The 26,673-nt window shown below is 69.4% G+C and carries 24 protein-coding genes; 23 read left to right on the top strand and 1 reads right to left on the bottom strand.

The window, feature by feature from the left end; all coding sequences use genetic code 11:
• The first annotated feature begins 10 nt into the window (after positions 1-10).
• From DIE06_RS04765 to DIE06_RS04750, 4 genes are all read left to right on the top strand, one after another.
• Positions 11-1,591 (top strand): FadD3 family acyl-CoA ligase, encoded by a 1,581-nt coding sequence (locus tag DIE06_RS04765; protein ID WP_124660361.1) that lies wholly within the window; start codon positions 11-13, stop codon positions 1,589-1,591.
• 34 nt (positions 1,592-1,625) lie between these two features.
• The gene (locus DIE06_RS04760) at positions 1,626-2,399 is read left to right on the top strand and encodes an SDR family NAD(P)-dependent oxidoreductase (RefSeq protein ID WP_124660360.1); all 774 of its coding nucleotides are present in this window, start codon (positions 1,626-1,628) and stop codon (positions 2,397-2,399) included.
• 636 nt (positions 2,400-3,035) lie between these two features.
• Entirely contained in the window at positions 3,036-3,689 is a 654-nt protein-coding gene (locus tag DIE06_RS04755) for a hypothetical protein (protein ID WP_124660359.1), read from the top strand.
• A 109-nt stretch (positions 3,690-3,798) separates the two neighbouring features.
• Positions 3,799-4,995, top strand: a complete 1,197-nt coding sequence (locus DIE06_RS04750; protein ID WP_124660358.1) for a glycosyltransferase family 87 protein — start codon at positions 3,799-3,801, stop codon at positions 4,993-4,995.
• An 87-nt stretch (positions 4,996-5,082) separates the two neighbouring features.
• On the opposite strand, the gene DIE06_RS04745 is transcribed toward DIE06_RS04750, so the two are convergent.
• A complete protein-coding gene (locus DIE06_RS04745; RefSeq protein ID WP_124660357.1) occupies positions 5,083-6,669 on the bottom strand; it encodes a hypothetical protein in 1,587 nt (528 codons plus the stop codon).
• A gap of 626 nt (positions 6,670-7,295) precedes the next feature.
• On the opposite strand from DIE06_RS04745, the gene DIE06_RS04740 reads away from it, so the two are divergent.
• The 19 genes from DIE06_RS04740 (at position 7,296) to DIE06_RS04650 (ending at position 26,659) form a co-directional block, all read left to right on the top strand.
• Positions 7,296-7,532 (top strand): FitA-like ribbon-helix-helix domain-containing protein, encoded by a 237-nt coding sequence (locus DIE06_RS04740; protein WP_124660356.1) that lies wholly within the window; start codon positions 7,296-7,298, stop codon positions 7,530-7,532.
• Complete coding sequence (locus DIE06_RS04735; RefSeq protein ID WP_260433536.1) at positions 7,519-7,935, top strand: type II toxin-antitoxin system VapC family toxin; 417 nt, start codon at positions 7,519-7,521, stop codon at positions 7,933-7,935. The genes DIE06_RS04740 and DIE06_RS04735 overlap by 14 nt, the downstream gene beginning before the upstream one ends.
• A 248-nt stretch (positions 7,936-8,183) precedes the next feature.
• Positions 8,184-9,080 carry a VOC family protein gene (locus DIE06_RS04730; RefSeq protein WP_124660354.1) on the top strand — a complete coding sequence of 299 codons (897 nt, stop codon included), beginning with the start codon at positions 8,184-8,186 and terminating at the stop codon, positions 9,078-9,080.
• A gap of 9 nt (positions 9,081-9,089) precedes the next feature.
• Positions 9,090-9,983: a CoA transferase subunit A gene (locus DIE06_RS04725; RefSeq protein WP_124660353.1), complete on the top strand. Its 894-nt coding sequence runs from the start codon at positions 9,090-9,092 to the stop codon at positions 9,981-9,983.
• Positions 9,984-9,993: 10 nt separating this feature from the next.
• Positions 9,994-10,791, top strand: a complete 798-nt coding sequence (locus tag DIE06_RS04720; protein WP_124660352.1) for a CoA-transferase subunit beta — start codon at positions 9,994-9,996, stop codon at positions 10,789-10,791.
• A gap of 8 nt (positions 10,792-10,799) precedes the next feature.
• Positions 10,800-11,726, top strand: coding sequence for an enoyl-CoA hydratase (locus DIE06_RS04715; RefSeq protein WP_124660351.1), 927 nt, complete (start codon positions 10,800-10,802; stop codon positions 11,724-11,726).
• Positions 11,723-12,835 carry a nitronate monooxygenase family protein gene (locus DIE06_RS04710; protein ID WP_124660350.1) on the top strand — a complete coding sequence of 371 codons (1,113 nt, stop codon included), beginning with the start codon at positions 11,723-11,725 and terminating at the stop codon, positions 12,833-12,835. Before DIE06_RS04715 ends, DIE06_RS04710 begins: the two co-directional genes overlap by 4 nt.
• A 33-nt stretch (positions 12,836-12,868) precedes the next feature.
• Positions 12,869-13,678 (top strand): enoyl-CoA hydratase family protein, encoded by an 810-nt coding sequence (locus DIE06_RS04705; RefSeq protein ID WP_124660349.1) that lies wholly within the window; start codon positions 12,869-12,871, stop codon positions 13,676-13,678.
• A complete protein-coding gene (locus DIE06_RS04700) occupies positions 13,675-14,844 on the top strand; it encodes an acyl-CoA dehydrogenase family protein (protein ID WP_124660348.1) in 1,170 nt (389 codons plus the stop codon). Before DIE06_RS04705 ends, DIE06_RS04700 begins: the two co-directional genes overlap by 4 nt.
• Before the next feature lie 35 nt (positions 14,845-14,879).
• Positions 14,880-15,950: an acyl-CoA dehydrogenase family protein gene (locus tag DIE06_RS04695; RefSeq protein WP_124660347.1), complete on the top strand. Its 1,071-nt coding sequence runs from the start codon at positions 14,880-14,882 to the stop codon at positions 15,948-15,950.
• Positions 15,947-17,098, top strand: coding sequence for an acetyl-CoA C-acetyltransferase (locus DIE06_RS04690; protein WP_124660346.1), 1,152 nt, complete (start codon positions 15,947-15,949; stop codon positions 17,096-17,098). Before DIE06_RS04695 ends, DIE06_RS04690 begins: the two co-directional genes overlap by 4 nt.
• Positions 17,099-17,139: 41 nt before the next feature.
• A complete protein-coding gene (locus DIE06_RS04685) occupies positions 17,140-18,018 on the top strand; it encodes an SDR family oxidoreductase (protein ID WP_124660345.1) in 879 nt (292 codons plus the stop codon).
• Positions 18,019-18,020: 2 nt separating this feature from the next.
• On the top strand, positions 18,021-19,262 hold the full coding sequence (locus DIE06_RS04680) for an acyl-CoA dehydrogenase family protein (RefSeq protein WP_124660344.1): 1,242 nt from the start codon (positions 18,021-18,023) through the stop codon (positions 19,260-19,262).
• A complete protein-coding gene (locus DIE06_RS04675) occupies positions 19,259-20,464 on the top strand; it encodes an acyl-CoA dehydrogenase family protein (protein WP_124660343.1) in 1,206 nt (401 codons plus the stop codon). Before DIE06_RS04680 ends, DIE06_RS04675 begins: the two co-directional genes overlap by 4 nt.
• Positions 20,461-21,261 carry an SDR family oxidoreductase gene (locus DIE06_RS04670; RefSeq protein WP_124660342.1) on the top strand — a complete coding sequence of 267 codons (801 nt, stop codon included), beginning with the start codon at positions 20,461-20,463 and terminating at the stop codon, positions 21,259-21,261. Before DIE06_RS04675 ends, DIE06_RS04670 begins: the two co-directional genes overlap by 4 nt.
• Entirely contained in the window at positions 21,261-21,746 is a 486-nt protein-coding gene (locus tag DIE06_RS04665; RefSeq protein ID WP_124660420.1) for a MaoC family dehydratase, read from the top strand. Before DIE06_RS04670 ends, DIE06_RS04665 begins: the two co-directional genes overlap by 1 nt.
• Before the next feature lie 18 nt (positions 21,747-21,764).
• The gene (locus tag DIE06_RS04660; protein WP_124660341.1) at positions 21,765-22,970 is read left to right on the top strand and encodes an acetyl-CoA C-acyltransferase; all 1,206 of its coding nucleotides are present in this window, start codon (positions 21,765-21,767) and stop codon (positions 22,968-22,970) included.
• A 164-nt stretch (positions 22,971-23,134) separates the two neighbouring features.
• Positions 23,135-24,094, top strand: a complete 960-nt coding sequence (locus DIE06_RS04655; RefSeq protein ID WP_124660340.1) for a sialidase — start codon at positions 23,135-23,137, stop codon at positions 24,092-24,094.
• Positions 24,095-24,190: 96 nt separating this feature from the next.
• Positions 24,191-26,659, top strand: a complete 2,469-nt coding sequence (locus DIE06_RS04650) for an RND family transporter (protein ID WP_124660339.1) — start codon at positions 24,191-24,193, stop codon at positions 26,657-26,659.
• The last annotated feature ends 14 nt before the right edge of the window (positions 26,660-26,673 follow it).

Genomic DNA, 26,673 nt, shown 5'->3' with positions numbered 1-26,673 from the left:
GCATACGACGATGGACAACGACATCCTCACCACGCCCGCGCTGATCGCGCGGGCTGCCGCGCGCCACGGCGCGCATCCGGCGATCGAGTCGGAGCACGGCCGGCTGACCTATGCGGATCTCGACGCGGCCCGCATCGAAGCGGCGCGCGCGCTGCTCGCGAGCGGCATCGACGCCGGCGACCGGATCGCCGTCTGGGCGCCGAACCTGCCGCAATGGATCGTCGCGTCGCTGGCGATCCACACCGTCGGCGCGATTCTCGTGCCGGTCAACACGCGGATGAAGGGCATGGAAGTGGGCGGCATCCTGCACGACAGCGGCGCGCGGCTGCTGTTCTGCTGCGGCACCTTCCTCGGCGAATCCTATCCGGCGATGCTCGCGCCGCACCGGCCCGCGACGCTCGAACGCGTCGTCGTGTTCGACGGCGAGCCGCCGTCCGGCGCGCACGACGAGACCTGGAACGCGTTCCTCGCGCGCGGCGCGGCGGTGCCGCTCGCCGTCGTGCGCGAGCGGGAGGCGCAGGTGACGCCGGATACCGTGATGGACCTGATGTTCACGTCCGGCACGACGGGCCGCCCGAAGGGTGTGATGACCGTGCACGGGCAGAACCTGCGGGCCGCGCAGGCGTGGGCGGCGATCGCCGGCGTGCGCCCGGACGACCGCTACCTGATCGTCAATCCGTTCTTCCATACGTTCGGCTACAAGGCCGGCTGGCTCGCCGCGCTGTCGAGCGGCGCGACCGTGCTGCCGCATCTCGTGTTCCAGCCGGCCGAGGTATTGCGGCGCGTTGCCGACGAACGCGTGTCGGTGCTGCCCGGCCCGCCCACGCTGTACTACGCGCTGCTCGACGCGCCCGATCGCGCGACGCGCGACCTGTCGTCGCTGCGGATCGCGGTGACGGGCGCGGCCGCGATCGCGCCGAGCCTGATCGAGCGGATGCGTGCGGAACTCGGCTTCGAGACCGTGCTGACCGGCTACGGGCTGACCGAATCGTGCGGGTTCGCGACGCTGTGCCGTCACGGCGATGATGCCGAGACGGTCGCCCATACGTCGGGCCGGCCGATGCCGGACGTCGAGCTGCGCATCGCGGGGCCGGACGGCGCGGCGCTCGGGCCGCACGAAACCGGTGAGATCTGGGTGCGCGGCTACAACGTGATGCGCGGCTACTTCAACCAGCCGGACGCGACGCGCGAAACCGTCGACGCGCAGGGTTGGCTGCACACGGGCGACCTCGGCTGCGTGGACGCGAACGGTAACCTGAAGATCACCGACCGGATCAAGGACATGTTCATCGTCGGCGGCTTCAACTGCTATCCGGCGGAGATCGAGCGGCTGCTGGCCGCGCATCCGGCGATCGCGCAGGTTGCGCTGGTCGGCGTGCCCGATACGCGGCTCGGCGAGGTCGGACATGCGTACGTCGTGTTGCGTCCCGGCACGCACACCGACGCCGACGCACTGAACGACTGGGCGCGCGAGAACATGGCGAACTACAAGGTGCCGCGGCATTTCACGTTCGTCGAGCAACTGCCGACGAGCGCGGCCGGCAAGGTGCTGAAGTACCGGCTGCGCGCGGGCATCGAAGCGGCGGCCTGAACGCCGGCGCGCGGGACTACCACGGGATGAACGCATGAACGACAACGGATTTCCGCAGGGCGCGGTGCTCGTGTTCGGCGGCAGCGGCGGGATCGGGCAGGGCGTCGTGCTCGAATTCGCGCGCGCCGGCGTGCCGGTCGCGCTCGGTTATCGCAGCAAGGCCGACGTGGCCGCGCGCGTCGCGCGCGACCTGCGCGACGCAGGCGTCGCGGCCACCACGCATTGCATGGACGTGACCGATCCCGCGCAGATCGATGCGGCGCTCGCGGCCGCGATCGCCGCGCATGGCCGTGTGCATACGATCGTGTGGGCGGCCGGCCCGTTCGTGAACCAGCGCCATATCGGCGACATGACGCACGACGACTGGCGTCGCGCGATCGAGGTCGAGACAGTCGGCTTCTTCAATGCGGCGAAGGCCGCGTTGCCGCATTTCCGCGCATCGGGCGGCGGGTCGTTCGTCACGCTGGGTTCGGCCGGACATCTGCGCTGGCCGGATCGCGATGGATTGTCGGTCGCGCCGAAAGCGGCGAACGAGGCGCTGGTGAAGGGGCTCGCGCGCGAGGAGGGCCGTCACGAAATCCGCGCGAATTCGATCCTGGTCGGCGTGATCGAGGCCGGAATGTTTCCGGTGCTGCTCGAGCAGGGGCAGTTCGACCAGGCGTGGATCGACGAGACGCAGAAGATGCTCGCGCTCAAGCGCTGGGGGAAGGCGCACGATATCGGGCGCGCGGCGGTGTTCCTCGCGTCGGACCGAGCGAATTACATCACGGGGCAGCAGTTGAACGTGTCCGGCGGGTTCGGGTTGTAGCGGATCTGGTTGCGCACGCACCGACATCGGTATTCACCCTGACCTGCATCGCACGATCGCGCATCCTGATCGCACGCGCCCCGCGCAAGGTCACGTCAATGAAACGTTTTTCTCCATCCGCGCCGCCGCACGTTCGTGCGTGCCGTCGCGCCTCGCGTGTGCGGACGGCCGTGCATGCTTGTTCGGTGCGCATCGCGGCCAATCACGGACCGCGCTCCTGGTCACCCGCACGGCGGTGACGCGCGGAAAACAGATGCGTTCCTGAAACATTTTCGTCGATTCCCTCCCGTATCACCCCGGACGTCTGGCCGCGACGCTTGTCCCGTGCCGGTCCGCGCCGCATGGCACACGCCTTGCGGTTAGGCCGGGGCCGCTCGACACAACCGCGACTGATGTCAACGACGAATCGCGAGAGCGGCACGCAACGACATCGAAATATCGGGGATCGGATCGCGCCGCGTGATGGCGGCCCGTCGTGCCGGGCGCACTGCGTCGTATCGGCGACACGAACGGGCACCGTCCGTTCGATCCGTCAAACATCAAGATGTCGTGTCGGGGGACCCGCCGCGCGTGGCGGCATGTGCTGCACGCGGCGGGTCGGCGTACCCGGCACATGTCGGGGAGGCGCGCGTGAAAATGACAGTGAACCAATGGGCAGCGCTGGGGATGGTATTCGCGGCCGGCGCGCATGCGCAGGAAATCTACCTGCAGGGCGGCACGCAGGGCGTCGGCATCGGTGCGGCCGTGAGCTTCAATTCGATGCTGGGCGCGCACGCGGATTTCAATGCGATCAATCTGACGCATGACTTCACCGTGGCCGGCAATCGCTATCGGGACGACATCAAGCTGCGACAAGGCGGCCTGTATGCGGACATCTTTCCCTGGCGCGGCAGCGGCTTTCGCGCGACGATCGGATTGCGCTTCAACGACGACGAGATTCGCGGCGTGTCGGTGCCCACCGACGGCACCTACGTGTTCGCCGGCAAGCGTTATCCGGCGCTGCCAGGGATGTACGCGGTCGCGGAGGCGCGCTATCCGACCGTGATGCCGTATGTCGGGATCGGCTACGGGCATCGGCCCGCGTCGAAGGGGCTCGGTTTCGTCGCCGACCTCGGCGTCGCATACGGAATCCCGCGCTGCTCGTACACGTTGTCGCCGGAACTCGCCGCCGCGGCCGGACCGCAGAAGAGCCAGATTCTGGCTTCCAGCGGCCTCGACGAACTGAACCGGATGATGTCGCGGTATCGCTGGTATCCGGTCCTGCAGATCGGGATCTCGTACCGGTTCTGAGCGGGAGGTGCATCACGGCACGTCCGTGCGATGCGCGCGCACGGGTTCGACCGTCCGGCGGGCCGGGCGTCACCTATACTTCACCGGAACAAAAAGCGCGGAGTGGCCGATGGAGACGGTACGCGGATCGGACGATCGGGCAAGCGATGCGCGGCGCGTCGGAACGTACGCGGTTGCGGCACTTGCGATGCAGATCGTCTTCCTTACCGTCTGGGTGATCCGCTATTACCTGTTGCACGACCGGTCCGCGCCGATGGTCGGGTCGGACTTCGCGATCTTCTGGGCCACGGCGCGCGTCGCGCTCGAGCATGGCCCGACGGCGATCTTCTCGCCGCAATGGATCCAGCCGATCGAGGCCGCGCTCCGGCCGTTCGACGATTTCGCGCCGTGGCCGTATCCGCCGACCTTCCTGCTCGTCGTCATCCCGTTCGGCTCGATGCCGTTCGCGAGCGCCGTCGCGCTGTTCGGCGTGCTGACGATCGGCTGCTACGCGGCGGTCGTCGCGCGACTGACGCGCTCGCTCGACGGTCAGTGGCGGCTGGCGGTCGCCGCGTTTCCGGGCCTGATCGGTGCCGCCCTCACGATGCAGAATGCGTTCCTGACGGTCGCGGCGGCCGGCGCGGCGCTGCTGCTGCTCCGGTCGCGCCCGGTCGTCGCTGGGGCGTGCGTCGCGATCCTGATGGTGAAGCCGCAATACGGCGTGCTGTTCCCGCTGGCGCTGATCTGCGGGCGGCACTGGAAAGCGCTGGTCTCGGCGGGCGTGTTCAGTGCCGCGATCGTCGCGACATCGGTGGCCGTATTCGGATGGCGGGCGTGGACAGCATTCTTTGCCTTCCTGCCGACCTTCAACCGCGGCATGATCGAGTACGGCGAGACGCTCTGGCGCGGCATGCCGTCGATATGCGGACTTGCGCGGGCCGCGGGCCTGTCGGTCCCGATCGCGTACGCCATCCAGGCGGGCGTCGCGGTGCCGGCCGCGGCGGCCTGCATGTACGTGTGGACGCGTGCTGCGCGCTTCGAACTGCGTGCGGCGACGCTCGCTGCAGCCACGCTGCTGGTGCAGCCGTACTACATGTATTACGACCTGCTGTGGCTCGTGCTGCCGCTTATCTTCCTGGTGATCGACTTTCGGAACGTCAGGCCCAACCGGCTCGAGATGGCCGTCGTCGCGCTCGTCTGGATCGCGCCGGCGCAGGCCTTCGTCGCGATGATCAGCGGCACGACGTGGCCGGTGGCATCCGCGATCCTGGTCGCGGTGCTGGCGGTGGTGGTGCGGCGAAGCGCGCAGTCGGCCAGGGCGTCGTGACGATCGTCGCGCGCAGGCCGGGTCGGGTGAGTTCGACGGGGCGCGAAGCGAGATGTCGCGCAACCCCGTCGCTCCGGAATTCCGACGCTACTGGATTCGAATCAACGCGGCGCTGGCCGGCGCCACCCGCACGGTCACCTGCTGTTTCACCACGGCAAGCGTCTGCTGCGGCGTGCCGTGCCATGCGCCATTCAGCGCGACCGCCTGTCCGCCGAACGTGATCGGCGTCCCGCCGTTATAGATGCCCGGATTGGCCAGTTGCGCGCCCGTTGCGCCGCCCGACGACGCGAGCGTCATCACGGCCGCGCTCGACGCCTGCGAATCGAGCGTGACGGTAACGTTTGCGGCGCTGGCCGTATCCTTGTTGTTGATGATCACGCAGGTCGCGCCGCGATTGGTCGCGACCGCGAATGCGCTCACGGCGGCGGCGCTCGCGCTCAGCGTCGTATCCAGGAGTTGACCGCTGGCGCCACCCGCGAAGATTTGCGAAAAGAGCAGCAGCGCGTAATAGAGCGGCTGCACGGCCGTGACGTCGCCTTGCGCATCGGCGATCGCGGTATAGCTCTTGAGCGAGCCGTTGTTGTGGAAATTCAGGCCGCTCGCGCCGTACTGCGCATGCGTGAAGATGAAGTCGATCGCCCACAGCGCGCTCGCGAACACATTGCTGACACCCGCCGGCTTCGCGCTGTTGAAATACGAATTGGTCTCGTCCATCCGGAACGGCACACCGGCCTTCTGCGCGGCGGACTGCATGTTTCGCAGGGCCGCCACGAGGTTCGCATCGGGGTAGGTCAGCATCCCGGCGATCGAGGGCGCGTTGCCGTTGTCGTTGCTGATGTAGTAGTGCTCGGTCAGCAGCGCGATGTTCCCGCCCTGGCTTGCCGCGAACGATTCAGCCCAGCCCGGCGTGTCGCCGGCGGCGGCCGGCCCGCTGAATGCGGCGCCGCTGACGCTGCCGGCGATCGCTTGCGCGAACTGGTTCCATCCCGAGATCGTGCCTTGGGCGACCGTGCCGCCGTTCAGGAAGATGTCGTAGGTGATCCCGGCCAGGGTCGGCGTCCTGCTGTTGCCGTATTGATCGGGTTCGTTGCCGATCTCGAACGCGAGCAACTGGCCGCCGAGCTGCTGCGACACATACAGCGCCTCGTCGGCCGCTTGCGACGGCGACGTCACCGAGCCGTGCGCGCCGGCGAAATTGAGCCCGTAGATCACTTTCCATGCGGGACACTGCTTGAGGCACGCGACGAATCGCGCCACGTCGACACGCGAGACCTGCCCCCGGATCTGCCCCGGCCCGTCGGGCGCCCACGTGGTGCGGTCGACGCTGTTCCCGCCGATGCGCAGCACACCGCCGCCGAGCGCGTTGAGCAGGCCGATCAGGTTCGTGTTGTCGGCGCGGAAACAGTTGTTGTGGATGTCGGCTTTCTCGTAGCTGAGGCTCGCGAAGCGGGCATCGAGCGCGGCTGTGCCGGACGCGGCCTGCTGCACGGCGAGCGTCAGCGAGACGCCATCAGGGCGGGGGTCCGGCGGTGGTGCGTCCGATCCGCCGCCGCCGCAGGCGGCCAGCATCGATACGGTTGCGTATGCACCGAGGCGAATGAAGCCGCGCCGGTCCATCGTTGCCGATACCGAGTACAGGTCGGACAGCGAAAGCGGGTTCTTTGTGATTCTCACTCGGTGATCCCTCGTAGGCCGTTATTGATATTTATGAAAGACATTAAACGCCGCGTGCATAACATACCCCTTGCAAGGATTGATGTCCATGAAGCGGTTTTCGAGGCTTGTCTCGGCGCTTCGCGGCCCGTTTCCAGACAGTCGCCGGAAGGCTGGAAGCCCCGTTCCTGTTGGGCCGGCGCCATGGAGCCAGGTTGGCGGTGGCGATGTCCGACCCGAGGGCGAGTGGTTGATTCACTCGAGGTCGAAACAGGTATTTCGGCCGATTTTTTTCAGATTTACTGGCGGCTCGACTGTAAGAAAGATAATCCGCCGGACAGGTTATTCCGGCTGCGCCGCATGCATGCCGCAGGCGTTTTCATGGAGGTCCGCGCGTCGGTGCGGACCCGGTCGGCCGGCGGCGAATGGCCATTCGGCCGTCTTTTTCATCGCTTCGATCCGGCTTACCGTGCACAACAGCAGTTCGACGCGTCGGGCCAACGGTGGAATGCGGGCGGATTCCTGTCGCCCGCTGCCGCCGGCCAACGCCGACCCCCCATCTTCCGTCCGATCGCGACGGTGATAGCAATGCTTGCAATTCACCGTCGCGACGCTATCATTGATAGCAAACCTGGATGGAGGGACCCATGGCAAATCTTCTGGTGCGTAACGTGGATGACACTATTGTTCAGAGCCTGCGCGAGCAGGCCGCGGCCAACGGCAGGAGTGCCGAGGCCGAACATCGGGCCATTCTGGCCGATGCGCTCGGCCGGCCGAAGCGACGGACATTCGCGCAAGTGCTGATGAGCATGCCGGATGTCGGCGAAGACGCGGATTTCCAACGTGTTCAGGATTCCGGCGAGGTCAGGCGTGTTTTTGATTGATACGAACGTCATCAGCGAGATCAGGAAGGGCAAGCGAACCAACCGCGGCGTGCGCGCGTTCTTCAGGCAGGCCGAGGCCGACGCGAGCCCGCTTTACCTGTCGGTCGTGACGGTGGCCGAACTGCGGCGTGGCGTCGACCTGATCCGTCATCGCGGCGATCATCCCCAGGCGTCGGCGCTCGAGGCGTGGATGGCGACCATCCTGTCCGGCTATGCGTCGAATATCCTGCCCGTCGATATCGAGACCAGCCAGATGTGGGGCCATTTGCGCGTGCCCGATCCGGCGCACGCGCTCGACACACTGATCGCGGCCACCGCGCTGATCAACGATCTCACGGTCGTCACGCGCAATGTCGACGACTTCGCTCGCACCGGTGTCCGGCTGCTGAATCCGTTCGATTGACGCCGTTCGCCGCCATCGCGGCAACCTGCGGCCGCAGTCGGCTTTCCTTCTCGCGTCCTCTCCGGCGCGCATCACCCGCCTGCCGCCAGTATCGGCGGGCTTGGGCGCGCAGCCCGTTCCCCGCGCTTTCCCGGCCAGCCTTCTCCTGAAAGCCCGCCGCCTCTCGTCCCAACAGACGATGTGACGTCATCCCCGACCGGCCAGAATCCATTCACGAACAACGGATTCTGAACCTGGAGGAGGCCGACATGATCGATGTCCGTGCGCTCGGCTATGTCGTCGTCGAGGCAACCCGCGTCGACGCGTGGCGCCGCTACGCGGAAGACGTGCTGGGCATGCAGGCGCTCGACGCGCCCGACGGCGCGCTGTACCTGAAGATGGACGAGCGCGATTTCCGCTACGTGATCGTCCCCGGCACGACCGACCGCTATTTCGCGTCGGGCTGGGAACTGCCCGACGGCGCCGCGTTCGACGCCGCGCTCGCGGCACTGCGGCAGGCAGGCGTCGACGCCGTGCGCGCCACGCGCGACGACGCCGCACTGCGCCGCGTGCAGGCGATGGCGTGGTGCACCGATCCGTCCGGCAACCGCCACGAGCTGTACTGGGGCGCGCGCTGCGACTTCCGCCGCTTCGTGTCGCCGCTGGGCGTCGCGCGCTTCGTCACCGGCGCCATGGGGCTCGGCCACGCGGTGCTGCCCGCCCCGCAGTTCGACGCGACCGACGCGTTCGTGCGCGGCGTGCTCGGCTTCGAGCTGTCCGACATCTACCGCGTGAAGTTCACGCCCGATCCGGCCGAACCAGAGAAGCGCATTCACTTCATGCACTGCCGCAACGCGCGCCATCACAGCCTCGCGCTGTTCGAGATGGCCGTGCCGTCGGGCTGCGTGCACGTGATGGCCGAAGTCGACTCGATGGACGAAGTCGGCCGCGCGATCGACCGGGTCGCCGCGCACGACGTGAAGCTGTCGGCGACGCTCGGCCGGCACTGCAACGACCAGATGATCTCCTTCTACATGAAGACCCCCGGCGGCTTCGATCTCGAATACGGCTTCGGCGGCCTCACGGTCGACTGGTCGAACCACGCGGTGTTCGAGGCCACCCAGGTGAGCCAGTGGGGCCACGATTTCAGCATCGGATACCGGTAAGCCAGCACGATGACGATGAAACCTCTCGACAAGACGATGTCCGCGCGCGACGTGGTCGCGCAACTCGCCGACGGCATGACGATCGGCATCGGCGGATGGGGGCCGCGGCGCAAGCCGATGGCACTGGTGCGCGAGATCGCGCGCTCGAACCTGAAGGACCTGACGGTCGTTGCGTACGGCGGCGCCGATGTCGGCCTGCTGTGTGCGGCGGAGAAGGTGCACAAGGTGGTGTTCGGCTTCGTGTCGCTCGACGTGATTCCGCTCGAGCCGCATTTCCGCCGGGCCCGCGAACAGGGCCGCGTCGATGTGCTCGAACTCGACGAAGGGATGCTGCAGCTCGGCCTGCGCGCGGCCGCCGCACGTCTGCCGTTCCTGCCGACGCGCGCCGGGCTCGGCACCGCGCTGCTCGATCACGCGCCGCAGCTGCGCACGGTCCAGTCGCCGTACGACGACGGCGAGACGCTGCTCGCGATGCCGGCGATCGAACTCGATGTCGCGCTGCTGCACGTGAACGCGGCCGACCGGATGGGCAACACGCGCATCGACGGTCCCGATCCGTTCTTCGATGCGTGGATGGCGCGCGCCGCGCGGCGCTGCTACGTGTCGGCGGAAACGGTCGACGCGTCGCTCGCGAGCGACGACCTCGACGCCGCGCGCCGCAACCCGTTCGAGCGTTCGCTCGTCACCGGCGTCGTGCACGCGCCGGGCGGCGCGCACCCGACGTCGTGCGGGCCGGCCTACGGCTGGGACCTGCCGCACCTGCGCGCGTACTGCACGAGCGCGGAAGACGATGCGAAGACGGCGGCGTACCTGCGCGACGTGGTCGGCCAGGACGAACGCCAGTACCTCGAAGGCGTCGGCGGCCTGTCGCATGTGTCGACGCTGCCGTTGCCGATTCTGTAAAGGAGCGCCTGTGAGCGAATCTCTCGACCATTCCCTCGCGGAACTGATGATCGTCGCGTCCGCGCGACTCTGGCGCGACGACGGCGAAGTGCTCGCGACCGGCATCGGCACGGGCCCGCGGCTCGCGGCCGGCCTCGCGCGGCTCGCGTACAACAACGGGCTGATGCTGACCGACGGCGAAGCGTATCTCGTCGAGGAGCCGATCCCGCTCGGGCCCCGTCCCGACGGCTATCGCGTGAAGGCGAGCGGCTGGATGACCTACGAACGCGTGTTCGACTGCCTGTGGCACGGCCGCCGCCATGCGCTGGTGATGCCGACGCAGATCGACCGCTTCGGCCAGGCGAACATCTCGTGGCTCGGCGACGACTACGCGCGTCCGAAGACCCAGCTGCTCGGCGCGCGCGGCTTCCCCGGCAACTCGACGAACCACGCGAACTCGTTCTTCGTCAGCGGCCACGGCAAGCGCACGTTCGTCGCAGGCGAAGTCGACATGGTCTGCACGGTGGGCTACAACCCGGCGCGTCGTCTGCCCGGGATGAAGACCTTCGTCGACCTGCACAGCATCGTCACCGACCTGTGCGTGATGGATTTCGGCGGTCCGGATCACGCGATCCGCGTGCGTTCGCTGCATCCGGGCGTGAGCTTCGACGAGGTGCAGGACGCGACCGGCTTCCCGCTGGCCGCGCATCCGGAACTCGGCACGACGGCCGCGCCGAGCGCGGAAGACCTGCGCATCGTGCGTGCGCTCGACCCTCACAACCTGCGCGCGACGATCGTGCGCAACGATCCGGCGCCGCGCCGCGGATGAGGCCCGACATGGAAGCAACCCAGATGACGTTCGGCGACGGTGTCGTCGACTACGCGGTCGAGGACGGCATCGCGACGATCACGATGAACCGTCCCGAGTATCACAACGCGCAGAACTCGAAGATGACGTATGCGCTCGACGCGGCGTTCCGGCGCGCGGCGCACGACGACGCCGTGAAGGCGATCGTGCTCGCGGGCGCCGGCAAGCATTTCTCGGCGGGCCACGACATCGGCACGCCGGGCCGCGACATCCACGAGTCGTTCGACCGCGCGTCGCTGTGGTACGACCACGTCGACAAGGCAGGCGGTGAATTCCTCTATGCGCGCGAACAGGAGGTGTACCTCGGGATGTGCCGGCGCTGGCGCGACCTGCCGAAGCCGACGATCGCGATGGTGCACGGCGCGTGCATCGCGGGCGGGCTGATGCTCGCGTGGGTGTGCGACCTGATCGTCGCGTCGGAGGATGCATTCTTCGCGGATCCGGTCGTGCGGATGGGGATTCCGGGTGTCGAGTACTTCGCGCATGCGTACGAGCTGAACCCGCGCATCGCGAAGGAATTCCTGTTCCTCGGCGAGCGGATGCCGGCCGAGCGCGCATACCAGATGGGCATGGTCAACCGCGTGGTGCCGCGCGAGCGGCTGCGTGACGCAACGTACGCGATCGCCGCGAAGATCGCGACGATGCCGCGCCTCGGCCTCACGCTGACCAAGCAGGCGCTGAACCACGTCGAGGAACTGCAGGGCAAGCGCGCGGCGATGGACGCCGCATTCGCGTGGCATCACTTCGCGCATGCGCACAACGAGCTCGTCAGCGGCGACCGCCTCGGCGGCTACGACGCACGCAAGATGGCCAGCTCGCAGCGCAAGCAGGAGCCGGCGGACGGCGAAGGGCAGGCCGATGCCGCACCGGTCGCCGTCAACGGAGCCGCCGCATGAGCACGACGCTTCATGGCCCGCTTCATGGCCCGCTGCATACCCCGTTGTGCGACCTGCTCGGCTGCCGCTACCCGATCGTGCAGACCGCGATGGGCTGGGTGGCCGACGCGCGGCTCGTCGCGGCGACCGCCAACGCGGGCGGCTTCGGCTTCCTGGCCGGCGCGACGCTCGAACCCGGGCAGGTCGAGGCCGAGATCCTGAAGGTGAAGTCGCTGACGGACAAGCCGTTCGGCATCAACTTCCACATGTTCCAGAAGAACGCCGCACAGGTGGTCGATCTCGCGATCAAGCACCGGCTGCGCGCGGTCAGCTACGGCCGCGGGCCGGACGCGAAGACGATCCGCCGCTTCAAGGATGCCGGCATCGTCTGCATGCCGACCGTCGGCGCGCCGAAGCACGCGGCGAAGGCGGTCGAGCTCGGCGCGGACATCGTGACGGTGCAGGGCGCGGAAGGCGGCGGCCACACGGGCTCGGTGCCGACCACGCTGCTGTTGCCGAAGGTGCTCGACGCGGTGCGGGTGCCGGTCGTCGCGGCCGGCGGTTTCTTCGACGGGCGCGGGCTGGCTGCCGCGCTCGCGTACGGCGCGGCCGGCATCGCGATGGGCACGCGCTTCCTGATGAGCGCCGAATCGCCGGTGCCGCGCGCGACGCTCGACCGGTACGTCGCGGTCGGCGACCCGGCACGGATCCGCGTGTCGGACGCGCTCGACGGGCTGCCGCAACGGATGATCGACAACCCGTATCTGCTGAAGCTCGAACGCTTCGGCCCGCTGCGCCGCACGCTGTTCGCGTTGAAGACGGCCGAAGCGTGGCGCCGCCAGAACGGGCTGCGCACGGCCGACATGCTGGGCCTCGCGATCAAGGTGCTGCGCTCGCACGACTACACGGCGAGCCAGACGCTGATGGCGGCAAACGCGCCGTTCCTGATCCAGCGCGCGATCGTCGACGGGCGGCCGGACGACGGCGTGCTGCCGAGCGGCCAGGCAGCCGCGATGATCGGCGCGATCGAACCGTGCGACGCGCTGATCGCGCGGATCGTCGCGGAAGCCGGCGAGCGGCTCGACGCGCTGGCCGCATTGCGCGGCGCGGCAGCGACCCAGGCGGCTTGACGGCTTGAAAGACATCACAGGGAGGCAGTGCAGATGACAACATCCAAACAACCGGCCGGCGCGACGCCGTTCCGGATCACGCGCGCCGACGGCATCGCCGAACTGGTGATCGCCCATCCGCCCGTGAACGCGCTCGATGCGCAGGGCTGGCATGCGCTCGCGCGTGCGCTCGACGCGCTCGGCGAGGACGACGACATACGCGTGATCGTCGTGCGCGGCGAAGGCCGCGGCTTCTGCGCGGGCGTCGACATCAAGGAACTCGCCGCGCATCCGGAGCGGATCGTCGCGGTCAACGCAGGCAACTACGAGACGTTCCGCGCGGTGCACCGCAACCCGAAACCGGTGATCGCGGCCGTGCACGGCTTCGTGCTCGGCGGCGGGATCGGCATCTGCGGCGCGGCGGACATCGTCGTCGCGGCCGATTGCGCGCGCTTCGGCGTGCCGGAGATCGACCGCGGCGCGATGGGCGGCGGCGCGCACCTGCAGCGGCTGTTCGGCGTGCAGAAGGTCCGCGCGATGTACTTCACCGGCGAGATGATCGACGCGGCCGAAGCGTACCGGCTCGGCGCGGTCGAGCAGGTCGTGGCGCGCGACGCGCTGCGCGACGCGGCGCTCGCGATCGCCCGCAAGATCGCCGAGAAGAGCCCGGCGATGGTGCGGCTCGCGAAGGAGGCGCTGAACGGCGTCGAGGACGGCGATCTCGAGGACAAGTACCGCTGGGAGCAGGGCTTCACGCTGCAGGCGTACATGACCAACGATTCGACGGAGGCGCGTGCCGCATTCGTCGAGAAGCGCGACGCGCGGTTCGACGCGCAGGCCGCTGCCGAGGAGGCACGCGCATGAACCTGACCTATACGCCGCAACAGCAGGCGTTCCGCGCGGAGATCCGCGCATGGCTCGCCGCGCACGTGCCGCGCGAGCGGCTGCCGAGCTTCGACACCGAGGAAGGCTTCGCCGCGCACCGCGAATGGGAGCGCACGCTGCACTCGGGCCGCTGGAGCATGGTCACGTGGCCGCGCGCGCTGGGCGGGCGCGGTTGCGACCTGATCGAGTGGCTGATCTTCGAGGAAGAGTACTGGCGCGCCGACGCACCGATGCGCGTGAACCAGAACGGCATCTTCCTGCTCGGTCCGACGCTGATGGATTTCGGCACCGACGCGCAGAAGGCGCGCTTCCTGCCCGCGATGGCGTCCGGCGAGCACGTGTGGGCGCAGGGCTGGTCGGAGCCGAACGCGGGTTCGGACATGGCCGCGATCCGCACGACGGCGATCCGCATCGGCGACGAATACGTGCTCAACGGCCAGAAGATCTGGTCGACCCGCGCGGTGTGGGCCGACTGGCTGTTCGGGCTGTTCCGGAGCGACCCCGAATCGTCGCGTCACCACGGGCTCACGTTCCTGATGGTGCCGCTGTCGACGCCGGGCATCACGGTGCGGCCGATCCGCCAGTTGAACGGGCAGACGGGTTTCGCGGAGATCTTCTTCGACGACGTGCGCGTGCCGGTCGAGAACCGTCTCGCGGCCGAAGGCGCGGGCTGGCAGGTCGCGATGGCGACGGCCGGCTTCGAGCGCGGGCTGATGCTGCGTTCGCCCGCGCGTTTCCAGCGCACCGCGCAGGCGCTGCGCGACCTGTATCTCGCGCACCGCGACAGCGCGGACCGCGACCCGACGCTGCGCGAACGCGTGGTGTCCGCATGGATGGACGCGCAGGCGTACGCGCTGTCGACCTATGCGACCGCGAGCCGGCTGCTGAAGGGCGGCCATATCGGCGCGGAGTCGAGCACCAACAAGGTGTTCTGGTCGGAGCTCGACCTGCGGATGCACCAGACCGCGCTCGACATCCTCGGCGCGCACGGCGAGGTCGTCCCGCAGACGGCCGCGCAGCAGGCGACGCTCGGCCACTGGCTCGACGGCTTCCTGTTCGCGCAGGCCGGCCCGATCTACGCGGGCACCAACGAGATCCAGCGCAACATCGTCGCCGAACGGATGCTCGGCATGCCGCGCGCGTAAGCGCGCCGGCGCACCCCTCACTGAACGGACATCGTATGGATTTCGTATTCGATGAAGACCAGGAAGCGCTCGCGGACAGCGTGAAGCGCCTGCTGATGACCGAGATGACCCCGGAGCTGATCCGCGAGCTGTGGGCCACGCCGACCGGCCGCTCCGACGCGCTGTGGTCGCTGTTCGCGTCGCAGGGGCTGACCGCCGTGTCGGTGCCCGAGGCGCACGGCGGCCTCGGCCTGACCGAGGTCGAATGGGCGCTGCTCGCGCAGACCTACGGCTACTTCGGCAGCCCGGAGCCGCTGCTCGACACCGCGCTGGTATCGGCCGGCGTGCTCGCGCGGCTGCCCGCCAGCGACTGGCGCGACGCGCTGCTGCGCGACGTCGCAGAAGGGCGCGCGCGTGTCGCGCTCGTGCATCCGGTGAACCCGTATGCGGCCGACGTGCACGTCGCGCAAACACTCCTGTGCGAGCACCGCGGCGAGCTGCACCGCGTCGATCCCGCGCAGTGCGCGTGGCGCGCGGTCGACAGCGTCGACCCGTCGCGGCGCCTGTTCACGCTCGACTGGGAGCCGTCGGCGGCCACGCGCATCGCGAGCGCCGATGACGCCGCACCGTTGCTGAACCGCGCGCTCGATCATGGCGCGTTCGCGGTCGCCGCGCAGCTGCTCGGCCTCACGCAGCGCGTGCTCGACGTCGCGATCGACTACAGCGCGCAGCGCAAGCAGTTCGGCAAGGCGATCGGCTCGTACCAGGCGCTCAAGCACCTGCTCGCCGACGTCGCGATCCGCTACGAGTTCGCGCGGCCGGTGGTCGCGCGCGCCGCGCAGGCGATCGCCGACGATCACCCGCGGCGCGCGGTGCTGGTGTCGCACGCGAAGCTCGCGGCGACGTCGGCCGCGCAACTGGCCGCGCGCCACGCGATGCAGGTGCACGGCGCGATCGGCTACACGTGGGAGCTCGACCTGCAGATATTCATGAAGCGGATCTGGGCGCTCTCCGGCAGCTGGGGCGACGCCGCATTCCACAAGGCCCGCGTGGCCGAGGCGATCCTCGGCGACGCATTGCCGATCGGCCCCGCGCAGACCTTCGACTTCGAGGAAACCCATCAATGAAACAAGCCTATATCGTCGACGCGCTGCGCACGCCGACCGGCCGCCGCAAGGGCGGGCTCGCGCACGTGCATGCGGCGGACCTCGGCGGCTTCGTGCTGAAGACGCTGGTCGAACGCAACGCGATTCCGGCCGACGAATACGACGACGTGGTGTTCGGCTGCGTCGACACGATCGGCCCGCTCGCGGGCAACATCGCGCGCACCTGCTGGCTCGCGGCCGGGCTGCCGCTGCAGGTGCCGGGCGTGACGGTCGACCGCCAGTGCGGCTCGTCGCAGCAGGCCGTGCACTTTGCCGCGCAGGCCGTGATGAGCGGTGTGCAGGACGTGGTGGTCGCGGGCGGCGTGCAGACGATGACGCAGATCCCGATCTCGTCCGCGATGACGAGCGCGGCGCCGCTCGGCTTCAACGACCCGTTCTCGGGCAGCACCGGCTGGCGCGCCCGCTTCGGCGACGCGCCGGTGTCGCAGTTCGTGGCCGCGCAGCGGATTGCCGATCACTGGAACCTGTCGCGCGACGCGATGGAGCGCTACGCGCTGGAAAGCCACCGGCGCGCGGTCGCGGCGATCGAGGCCGGTCATTTCAAGCGGGAAATCGTGCCGCTCGAAGGCGTGCTCCACGACGAGACGCCGCGCCCCGATACGTCGCTGGAAAAGATGGCGACGCTCGAACCGCTGATGCCGGGCGGCTCGCTGACGGCCGCCGTCGCGAGCCAGACTTCCGATGCGGCCGCCGCGCTGCTGATCGTGTCGGAGGACGCGCTGAAGCGCTACGGGCTCACGCCGCGCGCACGCATCCATCACCTGAGCGTGCTCGGCGACGATCCGCTGTGGATGCTCACCGCACCCATCCCGGCGACCCGGGCCGCGCTCAAGAAGAGCGGGCTCGACTGGTCGAAGATCGACGTCGTCGAGATGAACGAGGCGTTCGCGTCGGTCGCGCAGGCGTGGCTCGCCGACACGCGCTTTCCGCACGAAAAGACCAACCCGAACGGCGGCGGCATCGCGCTCGGCCATCCGCTCGGCGCGACCGGTGCACGGCTGATGACGACGCTGTTGCATGAACTCGAGCGCACCGGCGGCCGTTACGGTCTGCAGACGATGTGCGAAGGCGGCGGCCTCGCGAACGTCACGATCATCGAGCGCCTGTGAGCGCGTCACTTTCACGATCTCGCGATCCAGGAGGCACAAGCATGGGAATCTGTAACGGACGCACCGTCATCATCACCGGCGCGGGCGGCGGGCTCGGGCGCGAATACGCGCTCGCGTTCGCGGCCGAAGGCGCGGCGGTCGTCGTCAACGACATCCGTCACGAGGCCGCGCAGGCCGTGTGCGACGAGATCGCACTGCGTGGCGGTCGCGCGCTCGCGAATTCGGACGACATCACGAAGCTCGACACCGCGCAGCGGATCGTCGATGCCGCGCGCGAAGCGTTCGGCGACGTGCACGTGCTGGTCAACAACGCGGGCATCTGCCGCGACAAGATGTTCACCAGCATGACCGAAACCGACTGGGACGACGTGATGCGCGTGCACCTGCGCGGCCACTTCTGCCTGTCGAGCGTGCTGGCGCGCGTGTGGCGCGACGCCGCGAAGGCCGGCAATCCGGTCGACGCGCGCATCGTCAACACGAGTTCCGGCGCCGGGCTGCAAGGGTCGATCGGCCAGTCGAACTACGGCGTGGCGAAGGCCGGCATCGCGGCGCTCACGCTGATGCAGGCGGTCGAACTGCAGCGCTACGGCGTGCGCGTGAACGCGCTCGCGCCGGCCGCGCGCACGTCGATGACCGAAGGCGTGTTCGCCGACATGATGAAGAAGCCCGAGGATGGCGGCTTCGACTATTTCGATCCGGCCAACGTCGCACCGCTCGTGGTGTGGCTCGGTAGCGCGCTGTCGGCCGACGTGACGGGCCAGGTGTTCGAGGTCGCGGGCGGGATGATCGCCGTCGCCGAAGGCTGGCGCACCGGGCCGAGCGTCGATCGCGGCGCGCGCTGGGTACCCGCCGAGGTCGGCGCGGCGGTCACGCAACTCCTCGCCGATGCGCGGCCCGCGCAGCGCGTGTACGGGAGCTGACGATGGATCTGGCGCTCACCGACGAACAGGCGATGATCCGCGACGCGGCGGCCGACGTGCTCGCCGAACGCAGCGCGTCCGCCGACATGCGCCGCGCGATCGAGCAATCGGCCGGCCGTGACGATGCCCTGTGGGCCGCGCTCGGGGGCGAGCTCGGCTGGAACGCACTGTCGTTGCCGGAGGCCGCGGGCGGGATGGGGCTCGGCGCGGTCGAACAGACGCTGCTGATGGAGCAGCTCGGCCGGCGCGTCGCATGCGTGCCGTATTTTTCGACCGCGTGCCTGGCGGCGACCGCGCTGGCGGGCTGCGCCGATACGCCGCTCGCGATCGGCTGGCTCGCGAAGATCGCCGAAGGCGCGTGCAGCGCGACGCTGGCGCTGCCGTTCGAGCTTCCCGCCTGCACCGGGCAGTTGCCGATCGTCGCGGAAGAAGCGGCGGGCGGCTATGCGCTGTCCGGCACGATCGAACAGGTGATCGACGGCGCGCGCGCCGACCTGCTGCTGGTTCCGGCACGAATCGCGAACGAAGGGCAGGCGATCGGACTGTTCGCGATCGACGTCGCGACGGCGGCCGGCCTGAGCGTCGCGCCGCTCGACACGCTCGATGCGACGCGGCCGATCGCGCGGGTCGCGTTCGACGAAACCCGCGTGGGCCGCGACGCGTTGTTCGCCAGCGGCGCGGTTGCCGCACAGCTGCTCGACCGCACCGCATGGTTCGCGGCGCTCGCGCTCGCCGCCGAACAACTCGGCGGCGCGCAGCAATGCCTCGACCTGACGCTCGACTACACCGGCCAGCGCGTGCAGTTCGGCCGCGCGATCGCGTCGTTCCAGGCCGTCAAGCACCGCTGCGCGCAGATGATGGTGCTGATCGAATCCGCGCGCTCGGCCGTGCTCGGCGCCGCGCACGCGTGGGACGCGGCAGCCGGCAGCGACGCGCTTGGCGCCGCGCTGCGCGCCGACGTCGCGGCCGCGAAGGCCGCCGCGAACGACGCGTATGCGTTCTGCGCACAGGAAGCGATCCAGCTGCACGGCGGCGTCGGCTTCACGTGGGAATACGACCCGCATCTCTATTTCAAGCGCGCGCAGGCGTCGGGCGCGCAGTTCGGCAGCACGCCGCAACTGCTCGAATGGATCGCAGGCCATGCGATCGACGGCGGCACGTCGCAGCGCGGCGCGGTGCTCGCATCGCCGTCGGCCGCGCTCGCCGCGCGTCCGTCCGCCGCGCGTACAGGAGCGCTCCAATGAACAGCGAAACGCGCGAACAGCAATTGCGGCACGAAGTCGCCGACTGGGTGCGGTCGCACCTCACCGGCGAATTCGCGTGCCTGAAACACCGCGGCGGCCCCGGCGACGAGGAAGCATTTCCCGACCTGCGCAAGGCGTGGGAGCGGGAACTGGCGCAGGGCGGCTGGACCGGCCTCGGCTGGCCGACCGACGCGGGCGGCCGCGGCTTCACGGTCGCCGAGCAGGTGATCTTCCACGAGGAATACGCACGCGCGGGCGGCCCCGGGCGGATGGGCCACATCGGCGAAGGGCTGCTCGGGCCGACGCTCGTCGCGTGCGGCACCGGCGATCAGCGCGCGCGCTTCCTGCCGGGGATTCTCGCCGGCACGCAGTTCTGGTGCCAGGGCTACTCGGAACCGGGCGCCGGTTCCGATCTCGCGAACTTGCGCACGCGCGCCGAGCAGGACGCGGACGGCATGTGGCGCGTGGTTGGCCAGAAGGTGTGGACGTCGCTCGCGCACGACTCCGACTGGATCTTCGTGCTTGCGCGCACCGATCCGGCATCGAAGGGCAACAAGGGGCTGTCGTTCCTGCTGATGCCGCTCGACCAGCCGGGCATCGAGATCCGCCCGATCAGGCAGCTCAACGGCGGCGCCGAATTCAACGAAGTGTTCTTCGACGGTGCGCGCGCGGAAGCACGCGACCTGGTCGGCGCGCCCGGCGACGGCTGGCGGATCGCGATGACGCTGCTCGGCTTCGAGCGCGGGATGTCGACGCTGGGCCAGCAGATGCAGTTCGTCCGCGAACTCGAATGGGTGATCGACGCCGCACGCGAATCGGGCGCCGATCGCGATCCGCTGCTGCGCCAGCGGATCGGCCGCGCGTGGGCCGGGCTGCGCGTGATGCGCTACAACGCGCTGCGGATGCTGTCGGGCGCGGACGACGCGAACGGCGGCGCCACCGCACCGCTGCGCCGCGCCGCGCTGATCTACAAGTACTACTGGTCGAACTGGCACCGCGACCTCGGCCAGCTCGCGATGGATGCGCTCGGGCCGCGCGCGAACGTGATCGATCCGGCCGACGAGAAGCTCACCCATCTGCAGCGCGTGTTCCTGTTCTCCCGCGCGGACACGATCTACGCCGGCACCAACGAAATCCAATTGAACATCATGGCCGAGCGCGGGCTCGGCATGCCGAGAGAACCGCGAGGACAACAAGCATGACCGAACCCCAGATCCAGACAGCGCCGGCCTACGTACCGGGCCACCAGCTGCTCGCCGGCAAATCGGTGCTGATCACGGCGGCCGCCGGCGCCGGTATCGGCTTCGCGGCGGCGCGCCGCTGCGTGGAGGAGGGCTGCCGCGCGCTGTTCATCTCCGACATCCACGAGAAGCGCCTCGAACAGGCAGTGGAGACGCTGCGCGCCGAGACGGGGCTGCAGCAGGTCTACGGCCGCCTGTGCAACGTCGCGGTCGAGGACGACGTCCAAACACTCGTCGCGCACGCCCAGGACAAGCTCGACGGCGTCGACGTGCTGATCAACAACGCCGGGCTCGGCGGCGCGAAACGCATCGTCGAAATGGACGATGCCGAATGGTCGCGGGTGATCGACATTAGCCTTACCGGGACGTTCCGGATGACGCGCGCGATGCTGCCGCACATGCAGGCCCGCGGCCGTGGCGCGATCGTCAACAACGCATCGGTGCTCGGCTGGCGTGCGCAGGCGGAACAGGCGCACTACGCGGCGGCGAAGGCGGGCGTGATGGCGCTCACGCGCTGCGCGGCGCTCGAGGCGTCACCTTACGGGGTGCGCATCAACGCGGTCGCGCCGAGCATCGCGATGCACGATTTTCTGAAGAAGTCGGCCCCGGCCGACTTGCTGAATCAACTGGCGTCGCGCGAAGCCTTCGGGCGCGCCGCCGAAGTCTGGGAGGTCGCGAACGTGATGGTGTTCCTTGCAAGCGATTACGCGTCGTACATGACGGGCGAAGTGCTGTCGGTCAGCAGCCAGCACGCATGATGGACGCGACCCTCGACCCCGTGCGCGCGACGCCCCGCGTGTTCGCGCATCCCGGCGAACTCGCGGCGGCCGTCGGCGACACGCTCGGCGCGAGCGCGTGGCTCGCGATCGACCAGATTCGCATCGACGGCTTCGCCGACGCGACGGGCGACCACCAGTGGGTGCACGTCGACCCGGTGCGCGCGAAGGACGGCCCGTTCGGCGCGTGCATCGCGCATGGCTACCTGACGCTGTCGCTCGTCAACCATTTCCTGCCGCAGATCGTGCGCATCGACGGCGCGCGGCTCGGCGTCAACTACGGCTGCGACAGGATCCGCTTCCCGGCGCCGGTGAAGGTCTGCGCACGCGTGCGCGGCGTCGGCCAGCTGCTGCGCGTCGAGCCGCTCGACGGCGGCGTGCAGGCGTGGATCCGCGTGACCGTCGAGATCGAAGGCGAGGCCAAACCCGGCTGCGTCGCCGACACGATCAGCCGCTACTACTTCTAGTTCCAGAGAGCCAGACACATGGAAGACGCAGTCATCGTATCCGTCGCACGCACGCCGATCGGCAAGGCGTTCCGCGGCATGTTCAACGACACCGAGGCGCCCGCGCTGGGCGGCCACGTCGTGCGCACCGCGCTCGAACGCGCGGGCGTCGCGCCGGCCGACGTCGACGACGTGCTGATCGGTTGCGCCGCGCAGCAGGGCACGCAGGGCTACAACATCGGCCGCCTGTCGGCCGCGGCGGCCGGGCTGCCGGCGTCGGTGCCCGGCATGGCGATCGACCGGATGTGCTCCTCGGGCCTGATGTCGATCGCGAGCGCCGCGCGCAGCATCGGCGCCGGCGACGCGCGGATCGTCGTCGCGGGCGGCGTCGAATCGATCTCGCTCACGCAGAACAAGCACAAGAACGGCTACCGCGCGCGTTCACAGGTCGTGCTCGACCACCAGCCGGCCGCGTACATGGCGATGATGGAAACGGCCGAGATCGTGTCGCGCCGCTACGGGATCTCGCGTGCGGCGCAGGACGAATTCGCGCTGCAGAGCCACCAGCGCACGGCCGACGCGCAGGCGGCCGGCCGCCTCGACGCGGAAATCGTGCCGCTCGACGTGCGGCGCGCGCTGTTCGACAAGGAAGGCAACCCGGCCGGCTTCGAGGACGTGCGCGCGGCGCGCGACGAAGGCGTGCGCGCCGACACGACGGCCGAACGGCTCGCGGGGCTCAAGCCGTCGTGGAGCGGCGGCAAGGTCGTCGAGCAGGGCGAGTTCGTGACGGCCGGCAACGCGTCGCAACTGTCGGACGGCGCGGCCGCGGTCGTCGTGATGTCGCGGGCCGAGGCCGCGCGCCGCGGGCTTGCGCCGCTCGGCACGTTTCGCGGCCTCGCGGTGGCCGGCTGCGAGCCGGACGAGATGGGCATCGGGCCGGTGTTCGCGATTCCGAAGCTGCTGGCGCGCGTCGGGATGACCGTGCGCGACGTCGGGCTGTGGGAGCTGAACGAGGCGTTCGCGTGCCAGGCGCTGTATTGCCGCGACACGCTCGGCATCCCCGACGAGCGGCTGAACGTCGACGGCGGCGCGATCGCGCTCGGCCATCCGTTCGGGATGTCGGGCACGCGGATGACGATGCACGCGCTGCTCGAAGGCGCGCGCCGCGGCGTGCGGCATGCGGTCGTGACGATGTGCATCGGCGGCGGGATGGGTGCCGCCGCGCTGTTCGAAGTCGGCGCGTAACGACAGTCGAGGCACGCGCACCGGCAGGCGGGCCGACACCCCGGTTCGGCCGTCAACCATTCGGGACCATTCGAGGCCGCGGCAACGACCGCCGGCCCGGAGACTTGCAGCGGCAGGGCGAGCGCGTTGGCGTGCCCGGGCCAACGCAAAGACAGGAGACAACGATGAAACGAACCTTGCCAGGACTCGCGATGTCGGTGCTCGTGCTCGGCGCCGCGCTGTTCGCGTTTTCGCCGCGCCCGCTGCCGGCGTTTCCGGTCACCGCGATCCATGCGGACCGCCTGCAGATCAACGGGCTCGCGCGCGCCGGCACGCGCATCGTCGCGGTCGGCGAGCGCGGCGTGATCCTGCTCAGCGATGATGCGGGCCGCCGCTGGCGACCGGCGTCGGTCACGCCCGACCAGGGGTCGACGCTCACGCAGGTGAGCTTCATCACGCCGACGCTCGGCATCGCGGTCGGCCACGACGGCCGGATCGTGCGCAGCGACGACGCGGGTGGGCATTGGCGCGAGGTCCACGGCGACAACGCGCATTCCGATCCGCTGCTGTCCGTGTGGGGCAGCGCGAACGGCCCGCTGTTCGCGGCCGGCAGCTTCGGCCAGCTGCTGCGCTCGGACGATGCGGGGCTCACGTGGCGGCCGCTGAAGAGGCCGGCGGGCGACCGCCACCTGAACGCGATCGTCGGCGACGGCCACGGCAACCTGCTGATCGCGGGCGAGAGTGGCACGCTGCTGCGCTCGACCGACGACGGCGCGACCTGGGAGAAGGTGCCGTCGCCCTACGCCGGCTCGCTGTTCGGCGCGCTGATGCTCGCGAACGGCGACTGGGTCGCGTACGGCATGCGCGGCAACGTGCTGCGCAGCACCGACCGCGGCGCGACCTGGACGCACGTCGACAGCCACGTGCCCGTGTCGTACTTCGGCGCGACCCAGCTGGCCGACGGCGAACTCGTGCTGGTCGGCCAGGGCGGCGCGATCGTCGCGTCGCGCGACGGCGGCCTGACCTTCGACGTGCGCAAGCTCGGTGGCGTGCAGAGCCTCGCGGCCGTGCTCGACATGGGGCGCGGCGCGCTGCTGCTCGGCGGCGAGGCCGGCATCGCGCCGCTTGCCGCGTCGCCGTCCTGATGCGCGGCGGTTGCCGCCGCCTGCATCCGTTCGCCTCGCAGTGCCGACCCGCATCGTCCGCGTCGCCTGTCCCGTCCGTTCCGACCCGAGAAATCCATGAACGACCTGTCACGCCCCACTGAAGCCGTTCCCGCGTCGCGCCTCGCCGCGTTCGTCGAGCGCTGCGCCGACATGATCATCCGGCAGCGCCGGCTGCTGATGCTGTTGTGCGTCGCGGTGACGCTCGCGCTCGGCCTGTCCGCGACGCGCCTGAAGCTCGATCCGGGCTTCAACAAGATGATCCCGATGCAGCACTCGTACATGCAGGTGTTCGAGCGCTACGCCGGGACCTTCCCCGGCGCGAACACGATCCTCGTCAGCCTGCGCTGGAAGGGCGACGGCGATATCTACAACCAGGCGTTCATGGACGCGCTGCGCCACGCGACCGACGACGTGTTCTTCATCCCCGGCGTGAACCGCTCGCGCGTGTTCTCGCTGTTCACGCCGAACGTCCACTACACGGAAGTGACCGAAGCCGGCTTTCGCGGCGACGTGGTCGTGCCCGGCCAGTTCTCGAGCGCGAACCCGGACGATCTCGCGAAGGTGCGCCGCAACGTCGCGCGCTCCGGGCAGATCGGCCGGCTGGTCGGTAACGACCTGAAGTCGGCGCTGATCCGCGCGGAACTGCGCGAGACCGATCCGGCCACCGGCAAGCGGCTCGACTACAGCGCGGTCGCGCGCCAGCTCGAGGAAATCCGCGCACGCTACGCGAAGCAGGGCATCGACGTGAACATCATCGGCTTCGCGAAGCTGGTGGGCGACGTAGAGGCCGGGATCGCCGGCGTGATGGCGTTCTTCGCGCTGGCGTTCCTCGTGACGGCCGCGCTGCTGTTCGCCTATACGCGTTCGCTGAAGACCACCGTGCTCGCGCTCGTGGTCGCGCTGCTGCCGGTCGTCTGGCTGCTCGGCGCGCTGCCGCTGCTCGGGCTCGGCATCGACCCGATGTCGATCCTCGTGCCGTTCCTGATCTTCTCGATCGGCGTGTCGCACGCGGTGCAGATGACCAATGCGTGGAAGCAGGCGCTGGTGCGCGGCGCGGCGCCGGTCGAGGCCGCGCGCGACGCGTTCCGCAAGCTGTTCGTGCCGGGCACGGTCGCATTGCTGACCAACGCGCTCGGCTTCATGGTGATCATGCGGATCAGGATCGACATCGTGCGCGAGCTCGGCATCACCGCGTGCCTCGGCGTGCTGCTGATGATCGTCACCAACAAGGTGTTCCTGCCGATCCTGCTGTCGTACACGCGCCTCGAGCGCGGCACGCTGGCGCGTGCGCGGCGCGCGGCCGCGGCCGGCGGCAGCGGCAAGTGGTCGCGCTTCGCGGTGTTCGCGCGGCCGGCGCCCGCGCTCGGCGTGTTCGCGGTGGCGCTCGCGCTGCTCGCATACGGCACGCTCGAGTCGCGCAAGCTGGCGATCGGCGACATCGGCACCGGCGCGCCGGAGCTGCGCGCGAACTCGCGCTACAACGTCGACAACGCGGCGATCACGCACCAGTACAACATCGGCGTCGACGTGCTGTCGGTGATCGTCGAGGCGACCGGCTTCGACGACGCATGCCTGCATTACCCGGTGATGAGCGCGATCGAGAAGTTCGAGATGACCCTGCGCGGCGTGGCCGGCGTGCAGTCGGTGACGAGCGTGTCGTCGCAGGGCAAGGTGTTCATCGCGGCATTCAACGAAGGCAACCCGCGCTGGGCCGCGCTGCCGCGCTCCAGCGACGGGCTCACGCAGGGCTCGAATGCGTTCGATCCCGACAACGGGATGAACACCGCGAACTGCAAGGCGATCCAGGTGCTGATCTACACGCAGAACCACGAAGGCACGACCATCGCGCACATCGTCGACGAGATCAAGCGCTACGCGGCCGAGAACCGGACGCCGAACGTCGCATTCCGGCTCGCGGGCGGCAACGTCGGCGTGATGGCCGCGACCAACGAGGCGGTCGGCGACGCGGAGATCGCGATGCTGCTGTCGATCTTCGGTGCGATCGCGCTGCTCTGCGCGGTCACGTTCCGCTCGTGGCGCGCGGTGCTGTGCATCATCGTGCCGCTCACGCTGGTGTCGATCCTGTGCAATGCGGTGATGGCGCGGCTCGGCATCGGGCTGAAGGTCGCGACGCTGCCGGTGATCACGCTCGGCGTGGGCGTCGGCGTCGACTACGGGATCTATCTGTACGAACGCCTGCAGCACGATATCCGCCACGGCGCGACGTTGCCGGACGCGTTCGCCGACGCGATGCGCCAACGCGGCACCGCGGCGCTGTTCACGGCCGCCACGATGTTCATCGGCGTCGGCACGTGGGCGTTCTCCGCGCTGAAGTTCCAGGTCGACATGGGCGTGCTGCTCGCATTCATGTTCCTCGTGAACCTGTTCGGCGCGGTGTTCCTGCTGCCCGCGATGGCTGCATGGCTCGGCGTCGAGCGCGCCGAGCGCCGCGTGTCGCGGCAACCGCAGCCGTCCGCGCCGGCCGCGACGACACCGGCGCTCAAGCCGACGCGCACGCTCGAACCCGGCAATCCGGTGCGCTGAACGCCCCCCGGAAC

Source organism: Burkholderia sp. Bp8998 (assembly GCF_003854235.1).
GTDB lineage: Bacteria > Pseudomonadota > Gammaproteobacteria > Burkholderiales > Burkholderiaceae > Burkholderia.
This window is presented reverse-complemented; position numbering and strand designations above follow the sequence as displayed.